This window comes from Pseudomonas sp. C9-3 (assembly GCF_032392015.1).
Taxonomy (GTDB): Bacteria; Pseudomonadota; Gammaproteobacteria; order Pseudomonadales; family Pseudomonadaceae; genus Pseudomonas; species Pseudomonas nitroreducens.
The window spans coordinates 2,599,856-2,611,686 of the sequence record NZ_CP135919.1 but is presented as its reverse complement, the minus strand read 5'-3'; the positions used below and the strand labels follow the sequence as shown (position 1 = coordinate 2,611,686).

Genomic DNA, 11,831 nt, shown 5'->3' with positions numbered 1-11,831 from the left:
CACTCCTTCGTGCCCTGGTCCGCCCTCGGTTCTCTTTGCCGGGGCGCCTTTTTCTACGGGACTGTCACGAGCGCTCGCTCGTGCGAGTGGCTGGAATCGTTGCGGACAGTTTGTGTTGTTAGCGCTAACATCGGCGAGTATCCTGAATCGACAAATAGATCGTCAAATAATTAAAAATTACGTTTATATTCCTGAAATACAGAAACAGGAGCGCCGAATTGGCCAACCAGACACCGCGCAAACGCCGTGGGGCAGGGCGCGTGACGCTGACCGCCGTGGCAGAGCTGGCGAAGGTTTCCGCCATCAGCGTGTCGCGCTACTTCAATCAGCCGGCGCAGCTGTCGGATGACCTGCGCGAGCGCATCGGCGCGGCGGTGGAGGCGCTGGGCTACGTGCCCAACCAGGTCGCTGGCGGGCTGGCTTCGGCGCGGGGCAGGGTAGTGGGGATGGTGGTGCCGAACATTTCCGGGCCGATCTTCGCCGACACCATCCAGGCCTTCAGCGACACCCTGGCCGCGCACGGCTACCAACTGCTGCTGGCGTCCAGTTACTTCTCCGAAGACAAGGAAGAAAACGCCGTGCGCGCCTTCCTCGGCTGGAACCCGGCGGCGCTGGTACTGACCAGCCATTTCCACACGCCGGCCACCGAAAAGCTCATTGCAGCGGCGGACATGCCAGTGGTGGATGTGTGGGACTACCAGCCTGGGCGCGCGCCGATCCAGGTGGGCTTTTCCCATTACCAGGTGGGCGTGGATGCCGTGTACTACCTGCACGGCAAGGGCTACCGGCGAATCGCCTTCGTGCAGAACAGCGCGCCGGGGGACTTCAGCGCCCTGGACCGCCGCGACGGCTATGCCGATACCTTGCGCGAACTGGGTGGCGAGCCCTGGATGTTCGTACCCACCGAGAGCGCGCCTTTCGAGGCTGGGCGGCAGGCCATGGAAGCATTGATGGCACGAGGGTCGGAACGCCCTGAGGCGATCGTTTTCGCCAACGACAACCTCGCTGCCGGTGGCCTGCTCGCGGGGCAGCGCGCAGGGCTGAAGATTCCTGATGAATGCGCGGTGCTGGGGTTCGGTGACTATCCCTTCGCGCCGATGCTGCTGCCCAGCCTGTCCACCATCAAGCCGCCAGCCCGCGAGATCGGCGAGATCGCAGCGCTACGCGTGCTGCAATCCATTGGCGTGGTACCACTGGATGGCGAGGTGGAACGCCTGAACCTGCTCGACTGCCGGGTGCTGGAGCGCGAAAGCGCCTGAATCCCGCTGTCTGTCCGCCCACTGCAGGAGCGAGCTTGCTCGCGAACGAGTATCTCGGCGGCTCCGTAGTCGAGCAGTTCGCGAGCAGACTCGCTTCTGCAAAAAGCTCAAGCGCGCCTACTTGGCCAGCAGGTCGATCACTTCCTGGTCACTGAGTTGGTGGAAGTCCCGGTAGTGATCACCCACTGCGCGGAACGGTGACGGCGTGTCCAGGCAGATCAGGGTATCCACCTCGTCACGCAGCTTCTGCACGGTTTCTGCCGGGCCTACCGGAACGGCGAGCACTACCTTGTGCGGGTGCTGCGCACGCAGGCACTTGAGCGCGGCGCGCACACTGCTGCCGGTCGCCAGGCCGTCATCGACGACGATCAGGTCACGATCCTCGAGTTGCGCTGGCGCCTTCGCGCCGCGGTACAGCAAACGGCGCCGCTCCAGTTCGCGGATCTGCTCCAGCACCTGCTGTTCGAACCATTCCGGCGGCGGATCAAGCTGCTCGAGCATCTGTTCGTCCACCACCCAGTTCGGCTCGGGACCGTCGACAATGGCGCCCAGGGCGTTCTCCTCGTTACCGGGTGCGCCGATCTTGCGCACCAGCAGTACATCCAGCGGCGCGCCCAGCGCCCGGGCGATCTCCTTGCCGACGGGCACGCCACCGCGGGGTAGGGCGAGGATCAGCGGGTTCTCCAGCGGCATGTCGCGCAGGGCCATCGCCAGCGCCACGCCGGCATGGCGACGGTTGGTGTATTGCACTGAGGGCATCTGAACCTCCTTTCGCGAATCACAGCAGCCTGTCCTGAGCCTGGCGCCATATGCGGATGCGTTTGCCGGTTCAGGCTAGACGGACCTCGCTGCGACTGCGAGCCGCTGGAAATCGATTGCGCCTGGCAGATCCAAGGCAACTGAGCCTGCATGGGTCTGCCATGGGCTGTGAGCCGCCGCCCTATCGAAGGTTCAGGAATTGCGCACGGACGGTCGCGTTGGGAGCGTCTGTCACGCACCTTGAACGACTACCGGTGTTGCGACTCCCAGTATCAGGCCCATGCCGAAACGGTACCGATCCCCGCTCTTTGCCGGAGCTGTGCCTATAGTTGCTCCTGCGAGTTTCGTCTGCCGCCAGCCAACCGAGGAGAGATCGCCATGCACGCGTACCTGATCCGCTACCGCCGCAACGGCCAACCCATGAGCACTGTGCTGGTGCAGGAGAGCCTGAGCCGCCAGCAGGCGCAACAATTCGTCCGCGCACTGCATGGCCCGATCGGGCGCGATTCGCGCTCCGATATCCAGGTCGGCGAGGTGCTCTGCACTCAATGACCGGGGTGCTCGCCGCACCGATGGCAACCAGCGAAAACGGCGCCCGTCCCTGGGCGCCGTTTTCGTTGAAGAGAGCAGGGTGGATTCATCGGACCGGCGAGCGCCGGAGACCACCTCTGCCGGGTCAGTGATCAGCGCGACTGCGCTGGCCTCCCTTGCGACCCGCCTCGGATGCACGCGCCGGGTCATTCTTGAAATTGCCGCCGCTATGCTGGCCGCCTTTTCTGCCGGCCTCGGATGCCCGCTGGGGGTCTTCCGCAAAGTTGCCTTTACCACCTCTGTGTTCGGCCATGGGGAACTACTCCGTGGGAAGTGAATGGGCGAATGCGGTGCATTCACTTCATCCGAAACAAATCGATCAGCGGTGTTCGACTGATTTTAAGAACGATCAGGCATGAATCGAGCGGACGCTCGTTATATGGGGGAGCACGGCCGAGCCAAGTTCGCTTGCTGGCACGCCGGTCACACCACGCGCTTGCGAAGCCGGGCAATGAGCTTTTGCCGCTGCTCGGCGTCCGCCTCCCAGACCTTGCCATCGAGGGCGTGGCAGATCAGCCAGATTTCTTCGTTGTTGAGCATTACCGCGCCGCCGCCGGATTCCGCGCGACGCTTGCGGTAGGCGGCCTGCTTTTCGGCGTTGGTCATGGCGCCTTCCTTGCGGGGGCGGCCTTTGCTCGGGGCTTCGAAAGCGTCGCGAGTGGCTCTGTCCTTGGCGTCTTTCATGCGGGCCTCATCAGGGAGTGGTAACGCGTTACCGTATTGATCTACTTTCCATGGTAACGCGTTACCAATAATAACCGAGCTCGCAAGCCGCGCCAATCGTCGGCCAAGGCGACGCACTGGGTCAAATGGAGCTATTCCTCACAGGCGCACAGGGCCAAGGGAGGCTGACGTGGAACGACTGCGGAAGGTATTGATGGCCTCGGCTTTCAACGAGACCTGCGTCGTCCAGGTGCTGCGCGAAGCCGCGCTCAAGGCCGGCACTGCCGACACGGCATCGGCGCTGATGGCCGCGGCGCAGTTGCTGGAGCACGACGCGGAAACCCTGCTTCACGCCGCCCACCGGATCGATCTCGTGCTGCACCATGCGCCCGGCGAGGGAGGCACCATTTCATGGGTGGTCATGGACTGATCCAGCTCGAACGATCGATTTGAACCGCTGCTACGGTCGCCCGGTCAGTGCTTGGGAGAGAGCCAGAATCCGGAGGCACCATGCAGGACGAATCCCTGGCCAGGCGGTACCACGTCTGCTTTGTGCGAGACGGGCGGGAATTCGAGTTCGAAGCCGAGGACGAATCCATGAGCGAAGCGCGGGCATGGAGCCACGTGGCGCGCCATCTGCACATCCCGATCCACGATCTGCGCGGCTACCAGAAGCGTTACCACACCATCCGCCGCAATGTCGAAGCCCACAACGTGCAGGACGTTTCCTACCGTGTTGCCAGGGCGGGAGACTAGGCCGACGCCTCAGGTCTGCGCCGAGACCAGGCGGACGTCGCTGATGGTGATGCCGCAGGCGCCCAGCCAGGATTCGACCTCGGCGGAGGAGTGCAGCGGGCGGGGCTGCTCGGGGAACTCACGAACATAGATGGAGAAGGCGATCGCCTTGATATGGGGAATGCTCCGCGCGCGCATGAGCAGGTGGCGGTCCTTGCCGTTGAGTTGATACTCGATCAGCCATTGCATGGTCGTGCGACTTCCCTGGCAGGGTCGATCTGTGGAATGGCTGACAAGCGTAGCCCCTGATCGCTCAGGGGCAATACTAGTCATCGGACCGACACTTGAGCTGACCGATCAGGCGGCAGCGTCCTTGGCCTCCTCGCGCCCGGCGCGTACGTCGAAGGCGCCCCGGTGAGCACGCCATCCACCGTTACACGCCCCTTGCCAGGCAGCAGCGGGAATACCAGTTCGGCAAAACGGTAGGCTTCCTCCAGGTGCGGGTAGCCCGACAGCACGAAGCTGTCGACTCCCAGCGCGGCATATTCCAGCAGGCGTGCCGCCACGGTTTGCGGGTCGCCTACCAGAGCGGTGCCGGCACCGCCACGGACCAGGCCGACGCCGGCCCAGAGGTTTGGCGCAACCTCCAGCTTGTTGCGGTCGCCACCATGCAGCGCGGCCATGCGCTGCTGGCCAACCGAATCCATCTTCGCGTAGTTCGACTGCGCGGCCGCGATGGTGGCGTCATCCAGGTGGCTGATCAGTTCGTCGGCGGCGGCCCAGGCCTTCTCGTTGGTTTCCCGCACGATCACATGCAAGCGCACGCCGAATCGCACCGTGCGCCCCAGGCGCGCTGCCCGTTCGCGCACGTCGGCAATCTTCTCGGCCACGGCGGCGGGCGGCTCGCCCCAGGTCAGGTAGGCATCCACATGCCTGGCGGCCAGTTCATGGGCGGCAGGCGAGGAGCCGCCGAAGTACAGGGGCGGGTAGGGCTTCTGCACGGGAGGGAAGAAGTTCTGCGCACCTTTTACCTTCAGGTGCTGGCCTTCGAAGTCCACCGTCTCGCCTGACAGCAGGCGGCGCCAGATGGTGAGGAATTCATCCGAGGCGGCGTAGCGTTCGTCGTGGCAGAGGAAAACGCCATCCGCCTCCAGTTCAGTAGTGTCTCCGCCAGGAACGACGTTGAGCAGCAGCCGACCGCCACTGGCCTGATCCAGGGAAGCGGCCTGGCGCGCGGAGGCTGTCGGGTTGCCCAGCGAGGTGCGCAACGCCACCAGCAGCTTGATCCTCTGCGTGACCGGCACCAGGCTGGCTGCGGTGACCCAGGGATCCAGGCAGCTACTGCCTGTAGGAATCAGCAGGCCGTCGTAACCGAGTTGGTCGGCGGCGACCGCGATCTGCCGCATGTACTCGTTGGTTGCCGGACGGCCGCTGCCGGAATGACCTAGGTAGCGGGTGTCGCCGGAGGTCGGCAGGAACCAGAAAATATCCAGACTCATAGGGGTGTCCTCGTTGCCATCATCGGAGTGGGGCGTCGCCCCGTCGGTGCACGCGTGGCAAGTCTTCATTGGAATACGGCCCGGCAGCCGGCACGGTTCGTGCGCTCGATTCAGGCAGAAAAAGAAGAGGGCGGCTGCGCTGCGGTCCTGCAGGGTAGCAAGGCTTGTGCCAGCGCTGCGGCCCGCGGATTCCGGGGGATTCGCCGCCGGGAAAGTGTTGCTGTGTCAGCTGCACTGTTGATCGACTGTTGCTGTGCCAGCACCTGGTGCTGCAAAAAAGGCATTAGGTTATGCCTTCCGGCGATTTGTCCTCGGAAGCGCGACCGATCAGGATAGGCATTCGTGATCGAAGCCTCTGAATACCAAGGAACACAGCAAGCGATGAACGACGCCAATCGACTGAACGAGAATGGCCCGGTGAACTGGCAACTGGCGCAGATCGTCGAGGACCTGCGCGGCGCCCGTAACGAGTGGCGATCCCGCACTGGGCGACATCCGGAACAGGGCGGTCGTGAACTGCCTTCGCGGCACTCCATTGAGGAAGTGGTCGAACGCCTGGCGAGCGCATTGTTTCCCATGCGCCTCGGCCCGAACGACCTGCGCGAGGAAAGCGAAGACTTCTTTGTCGGCCATACGCTGGACGCGGCCCTCAATGCACTACTGGTGCAGGCCCGCCTGGAGCTGCGCTACAGCGCGCGGCAGCGCGGTGATGTCGTGGATAGCCGGATCGACGAGCATGCCGTGCTGCTGGTGCGTGACTTCGCCCGTGCGCTCCCGGAAATGCGCAAATTGCTGGATGCCGACGTGCTCGCCGCCTACCAGGGTGACCCTGCCGCGCGCAGCGTCGACGAGGTTCTGCTGTGCTACCCGGGCGTCGTCGCGATTATCCACCACCGCCTTGCGCATCACCTGTACAACGCCGGCTTGCCATTGCTGGCCCGGATCATCTCGGAGCTGGCGCACTCGGCCACCGGCATCGACATCCATCCCGGCGCGCAGATCGGCAGCAGTTTCTTCATCGACCATGGCACCGGCGTGGTAATCGGAGAAACCGCGATCATCGGCAAACAGGTGCGCATCTACCAGGCGGTAACCCTGGGTGCGAAGCGCTTCACCGCTGACGAAACCGGCCAGCTGCACAAGGGCGAACCACGCCACCCGATCGTCGAAGACGAAGTGGTGATCTACGCTGGCGCCACCATCCTGGGGCGCGTCACCATCGGCAAGGGCTCGACCATCGGCGGCAACGTCTGGCTGACTCGCAGCGTCCCGCCAGGCAGCCAGGTGAGCCAGGCCAGCCTGCAGCACGACGAGAGTCGCTGCGGCAAGGATTGAGGCGATGGAAGCGGGGCAGGGGAGTTGACAGCTCCCTCGCTCCTTCAGCAGTATCTGTCAGACATTTAGCGCAACGGCATTTCCATGCTTCCCACTCACGATCACTCGCTTTCCGCTTCGGGCTTCCTTGCCCAGGCTGGCGCGTGCGTCGTCGTTGCGAAGAAATCGAAGAAACAGTCGCTCATTTGACCGGGGCGCTGTCCCGTCAGATGGGCTGACAGGACACAAGGCGCAAGGTCGAACCTCCCTCCCGCTTGATTCCCGCACCCTCCCTGACGGCGACCCGACGGTCAGCCAACAGGAGTTTTTGCATGTCGAGTTTTCGTGGAATCTGGGTGGCGCTGGCCACGCCTTTTCGTGACGGCGCCGTCGATTTTCCGGCCCTGCAGCGCCTGGTAGCGAAGCTGCTGGAGGAGGGCGTCAGCGGTTTTGTCGTCTGCGGCACCACTGGCGAGGCGGCCGCCTTGAGCCACTCGGAGCAGCTGGAAGTACTCGACGCGGTACTGCAATGGGTGCCGTCACGGCAGGTGATCATGGGGTTGGCAGGCAACAATCAGCCTGAGCTCCTGGCCTGCCTGGAGGACATCCAGTGCCGCCCGGTGGCCGCTGTACTGGTGCCGGCGCCGTACTACATTCGTCCGTCGCAGGCCGGCCTGGAATCCTTCTTCCACACCATCGCCGACGCAGCCAGTGTGCCCGTTGTGCTCTACGACATTCCGTATCGCACCGGTGTGCGCATCGAGAGCGAAACGCTGCGCCGCATCGTCCGCCATCCCAACATTGCCGCAATCAAGGACTGCGGCGGTGACCCGGAAACCACCATGGCGCTGATCGCCGACGGACACGTCGATGTGCTTACGGGCGAGGACCTGCAGATCTTCTCCAACCTGTGCCTGGGCGGTGCCGGCGCGATCTCGGCGTCGGCCCATGTAGGTGCCGAGCTCTACATGCAGATGTTCCGGCAGATGGAGGAAGGAAATGTCATCGCTGCCCGCGCCATTTTCTACCGCTTGCTGCCCTGGATGCAGGCCGCTTTCGCTGAGCCGAACCCCTCAGCCGTCAAGGGCGCGCTGGCACTGCAAGGATTGATTGCCAACGAGGTGCGCGAGCCGATGCAGGCGTGCACACCGGCGACACTGGAAAGACTGCGCGGAGTTTTGGCGGCGCTGGCCGAATAGGCTTTGCAGAAGGCTGGTAACGCGTTACTAGAATGATTGGCGGCAAATGGTAACGCGTTACTAAGTCAATGACGTTGAACTCAGTGACCAGGCACAAGCATCTACGAGCTGCATTAATCCCGTGTCAACGCCACGGCAGGGTCCAGACGCGAGGCTTTCCAGGCGGGCAAGAACCCAAACAGTATTCCGACCAGCGTGGAGCATAGAAAGGCAAGGAGGATCGAACTGCTCGATAACACCATCTGCCACGGTGTTGCGAACAATGACATGGCCAGTTGGAGTCCCAGAGAAAGCAGAATTCCAATGGCCCCGGCGGGAAGGCAGATCAGTACCGCTTCCAACAGGAATTGACGCAGGATGTTCGCCTGCTTTGCTCCCAAGGCTAAGCGGATGCCTATCTCTCGAGTTCGCTCAGTTACTGATACCAGCATTACGTTCATTACACCGACCCCGCCTACCAGCAAGGAGACAACGGCGACCAGCGACAACAGCAGGTTGAGCGAGCGACTAGCTTTTTCTACCGCCCGGACTATGGCATCTGCATTGGCGGTATAAAAATCCTGGATGCCGTGGCGCTCGCGCATCAGTGAAACGATGCTCTGCTCGGCTATTTCGCTGGGTTGCCCAGGTTTCACCTGTAGCGTAATGCTGTCCAGATACTGGTGGCCGAACAGGCGGCTCCCGGCGGTACTGTAGGGCAGCCAAAGGTTAAGAGTTCCTGAGTTGTTTCCGATCGCCTCCTCGAGCGTCACCACACCAACGATCGTACACAGCAAGTTGTTGACCAGTATGACCTGGCCCAGTGCGTTGCCTGATGCGCCGAACAGCTTGCGCTTCAGGTTGGCGTCTATTACTGCAATGGGTGCCTGACGCCGCATTGAGTCGGCATCAAATCCACGGCCTTCATTCATTCGCAAGCCGCGCACTCGAAAGTATTCCTCACCGACACCGCTGACCTGCACAGTTACATGGCTGGCATTTCGTCGAACCAAAAAGGTGCCACGCATTTCGGGAGTGACACTAAGCACGTACGGCAGCGCCTGTAACGCTTTCGCATCCCCGGGCACCAGGGTGTAAATGGAAGGGGCGTCACTGTCGCCCCAGTCGCTACCTGGATAGATATCAATAGTGTGCGCCCCCATTCCGGCCACCTGCTTGAGAATGTCGCGCCGCGCTCCTTCTCCAAGCGCCATGATGGATATCACCGAGGTCACGCCGATGACCACGCTAAGTAAAGTAAGCAAGGTTCGCAATTTACGTGTCAGCAGCATCCGCCATGACATCAGCAATTCAGCGAGTGCGTTCTTGAGCCGCTGCGAAGTTGGCGGCGGCAGCGCCGGAATCGCTTCAGCGCGAAAGGCCGCAGAGGCTTTGGAAACATGCTGGTCGGTGATGATGCGACCGTTATGCAATCGAACTACTCGATGGGCGCGAGCCGCGAGGTGTTCATCGTGCGTCACGATGATCAAAGTGCTCCCCGCAGCGTTGAGCCCTAGCAGAGTCTGCAGAACAGTCTCGCCACTTTCGCTATCCAGGGCTCCGGTCGGCTCGTCGGCCAAAATTACCGACCCGCCATTCATCAGTGCTCTTGCGATACTGACTCGCTGTTGCTGGCCACCGGACAATTCTTCGGGCCGATGCAGCAGGCGTTCTGAAAGGCCAAGTTGCTCCAGTAACATCACTGCGCGTTTGCGTCGTAGGCCGGCAGGTGTGCCACGGTAAAATCCTGGCAGTTCCACGTTCTCGCGAGCGCTGCATTGTCCTATCAGGTGGTAGCGCTGAAATATGAAGCCAAAGCGCTCGCGGCGGAGTGCAGCCCTGTTGTCGCTGGAAAGTTGTGATACTTCCTCGCCATCCACCCTGTAACTGCCTGAGTCCGGGCGATCCAGACAGCCGAGCAGGTTTAAAAGCGTGGACTTGCCCGAACCGGATGGCCCGACAATGGCGAGTATTTCACCTGCATTAATCGTCAGGTTGATGTCCTGCAGTATGCTGATCCTGTGGCCGTCGGCGCACAGATAACGTGATACCCCCTGTAGCGAAAGCAGGGGACGCGCCGGCGAATTTTCATTCATCAGCATCTTGCTGAAGCTCGCCAAGGATTACCTCTTCGCCCTCATTGAGGCCGTCGATGACCTCGGCATTCAATTCATTCGAGATGCCCACGTGTATGCCGCGCTCTGTCACAGCACCATGATTTTCCAGCACCCTCACTTTGGCGGCGCCATTCGGCTCGCGGCTATTGAGCGCGGCCAGAGGAATTGTCAACGCGTTACTCGCAGTAGCGAGCAAGATATGCACCTGAGCAGTCTCGCCAATCCGCAGGATCGAATCAGGATTTTCAACATCGAATAATGCGGCATAGAAAACTGCCGAAGCGAAGCGAGAGGAGTCGCTGCCACTTTGGGAGGCGAGGAAGTTCTGCGGTGCAGGCTCAATATTCCGAAGAATCGCCGGATGACGAGTATCGGAATCACCGAGCGTAGTGAAATAGGCTGCTTGCCCCGGTTGTACACGACGGATATCCGCTTCAGAAACCTGTGCTCGAATTGTCATCGTGCTCAAATTGGCCAACTTGAGGATGACCGGCGCCTCTTGTTCGGCGATCACAGTTTGCCCCTGCTGGGTAGTAATGCTCACAACCGTTCCGTCCATCGGAGCAGTTATACGGGTGAAAGCCAGGTGGGCTTCTGCTGTTTGCACCTCAATTTGTGCCTCTTGAATCTGGGCATCGAGGGACGCGAGGTTGGCCCGTTCGATCTTCAGTTGTACGCGCGCCTCTTCGAACGACTGCCGGGCAGTCGCCCCTTCAGAAATCATTTGCGATTGGCTTTGCCATTTGAAAGTTGCAAGGTCTACACGGGCGACCTGGGCCTCTCGTTCGGCCTCCAGGCGCCGGCTTCTGGCCTGTGCCGCCTTCAGGGAATTCAATGGCAGTATCGGATCAAGCTCAGCAAGCAACTGATTTTTATGAACGGAATCGCCTAGACGAACGGCAAGTTTCTTCAGTTGACCTGAAACCTGGGCTCCAATATCAACCTGATCAACTGCTTGCAGGCTCCCTACTGCAAGCACCTCGTCTGATAAAGACCCCCTGGAAACAGGACTTGTCAGATATCTTTCTTGTTTACCTGAGGGGAACTTGGCGTCACAGGCATTCAAGATAATTAAGAACAGGCCAAGCACTGCGATACGAACCGCAAGCATCCTGAGGGGGAGGGGAGTCATAATTCATTAAGGGCCCAGCAAGCTTTTATAATGTCAATAAATTCTTGGTGATTGAATGGAAATGCCGGTCCGCACAGCAGGCCGGACCGGCACGGGATCGCACTACAAAGAGTCGCGCGCGTTAAATCAGCAGCGGCCGCATACCACTTTTGCAGCTGTGCACAGCTTGAGGTGTCCGCTGCAGAATGTACCGCCACCATACGGACTACTGGACTTTATTTTAATCGGCGCATTCGGCCTGACTGTCGCCGCGCTGGCTGACTCCGCGAGGAGCGCAGAGCCTGCCATCATGAGACAAAGAGAAACCATTGCTGCGACATTTTTCGAAGTTGCTTTCATAGTCGTTCATCTCTTAATTATTGGGGTTTTCATTGTCGGCTTGAGGTTCAACTGCATATTCAGTTGCTGATTTATCAGTCGACAGTCAGATGGTAGGACAGCCAACTTGGTTCTGATCCTGGGTTTCGGAAAACTCGAACCTGTCCACCAATCATGAAATAAATGGCATTGGCTAAATCGAGCCGTTGACGGATTTAAAGTAGTTTTACGTGCCCTGAAGAGCGCCTAGGAGTTTGTGAGAAAAT

Annotated in this window: 12 protein-coding genes and 1 pseudogene; 6 read left to right on the top strand and 7 right to left on the bottom strand. The window is 60.9% G+C overall.

All coding sequences use genetic code 11. The features are described 5' to 3' along the window. Window positions 1–218: 218 nt before the first annotated feature. The gene (locus RS899_RS11675) at window positions 219–1,259 is read left to right on the top strand and encodes a LacI family DNA-binding transcriptional regulator (RefSeq protein ID WP_315810009.1); all 1,041 of its coding nucleotides are present in this window, start codon (window positions 219–221) and stop codon (window positions 1,257–1,259) included. 117 nt (window positions 1,260–1,376) lie between these two features. Here RS899_RS11675 and RS899_RS11670 read toward each other — a convergent pair whose 3' ends face one another. Then, the gene (locus RS899_RS11670) at window positions 1,377–2,018 is read right to left on the bottom strand and encodes a phosphoribosyltransferase (protein ID WP_315810008.1); all 642 of its coding nucleotides are present in this window, start codon (window positions 2,016–2,018) and stop codon (window positions 1,377–1,379) included. A 378-nt stretch (window positions 2,019–2,396) separates the two neighbouring features. On the opposite strand from RS899_RS11670, the gene RS899_RS11665 reads away from it, so the two are divergent. Beyond that, on the top strand, window positions 2,397–2,570 hold the full coding sequence (locus RS899_RS11665) for a hypothetical protein (RefSeq protein ID WP_315810007.1): 174 nt from the start codon (window positions 2,397–2,399) through the stop codon (window positions 2,568–2,570). 124 nt (window positions 2,571–2,694) lie between these two features. On the opposite strand, the gene RS899_RS11660 is transcribed toward RS899_RS11665, so the two are convergent. Together RS899_RS11660 and RS899_RS11655 are read right to left on the bottom strand one after the other, a co-directional pair. Beyond that, window positions 2,695–2,862: a general stress protein gene (locus RS899_RS11660; protein ID WP_081754103.1), complete on the bottom strand. Its 168-nt coding sequence runs from the start codon at window positions 2,860–2,862 to the stop codon at window positions 2,695–2,697. Window positions 2,863–3,032: 170 nt separating this feature from the next. Then, window positions 3,033–3,215, bottom strand: coding sequence for a hypothetical protein (locus RS899_RS11655; protein WP_065085275.1), 183 nt, complete (start codon window positions 3,213–3,215; stop codon window positions 3,033–3,035). 247 nt (window positions 3,216–3,462) lie between these two features. Between RS899_RS11655 and RS899_RS11650 the strand changes: the two genes are divergently transcribed. Then, window positions 3,463–3,702: a hypothetical protein gene (locus tag RS899_RS11650; protein WP_139093068.1), complete on the top strand. Its 240-nt coding sequence runs from the start codon at window positions 3,463–3,465 to the stop codon at window positions 3,700–3,702. 80 nt (window positions 3,703–3,782) lie between these two features. Continuing rightward, window positions 3,783–4,028 carry a hypothetical protein gene (locus tag RS899_RS11645; protein WP_315810006.1) on the top strand — a complete coding sequence of 82 codons (246 nt, stop codon included), beginning with the start codon at window positions 3,783–3,785 and terminating at the stop codon, window positions 4,026–4,028. 9 nt (window positions 4,029–4,037) lie between these two features. Here the strand turns inward: RS899_RS11645 and RS899_RS11640 are convergent, their stop codons facing one another. Further along, a complete protein-coding gene (locus RS899_RS11640; protein WP_054906886.1) occupies window positions 4,038–4,256 on the bottom strand; it encodes a hypothetical protein in 219 nt (72 codons plus the stop codon). A gap of 108 nt (window positions 4,257–4,364) precedes the next feature. Then, a pseudogene (gene ssuD, locus RS899_RS11635) lies at window positions 4,365–5,506 on the bottom strand (FMNH2-dependent alkanesulfonate monooxygenase). Between the two features lie 381 nt (window positions 5,507–5,887). On the opposite strand from ssuD, the gene epsC reads away from it, so the two are divergent. Continuing rightward, window positions 5,888–6,841 carry a serine O-acetyltransferase EpsC gene (epsC, locus tag RS899_RS11630; RefSeq protein WP_139093067.1) on the top strand — a complete coding sequence of 318 codons (954 nt, stop codon included), beginning with the start codon at window positions 5,888–5,890 and terminating at the stop codon, window positions 6,839–6,841. Window positions 6,842–7,152: 311 nt separating this feature from the next. Further along, window positions 7,153–8,019, top strand: a complete 867-nt coding sequence (dapA, locus tag RS899_RS11625; RefSeq protein WP_315810005.1) for a 4-hydroxy-tetrahydrodipicolinate synthase — start codon at window positions 7,153–7,155, stop codon at window positions 8,017–8,019. A 113-nt stretch (window positions 8,020–8,132) separates the two neighbouring features. Here dapA and RS899_RS11620 read toward each other — a convergent pair whose 3' ends face one another. Beyond that, complete coding sequence (locus RS899_RS11620; RefSeq protein WP_409978080.1) at window positions 8,133–10,094, bottom strand: MacB family efflux pump subunit; 1,962 nt, start codon at window positions 10,092–10,094, stop codon at window positions 8,133–8,135. After that, window positions 10,087–11,205, bottom strand: coding sequence for an efflux RND transporter periplasmic adaptor subunit (locus RS899_RS11615; RefSeq protein WP_315810003.1), 1,119 nt, complete (start codon window positions 11,203–11,205; stop codon window positions 10,087–10,089). The genes RS899_RS11620 and RS899_RS11615 overlap by 8 nt, the downstream gene beginning before the upstream one ends. Window positions 11,206–11,831 lie beyond the last annotated feature (626 nt).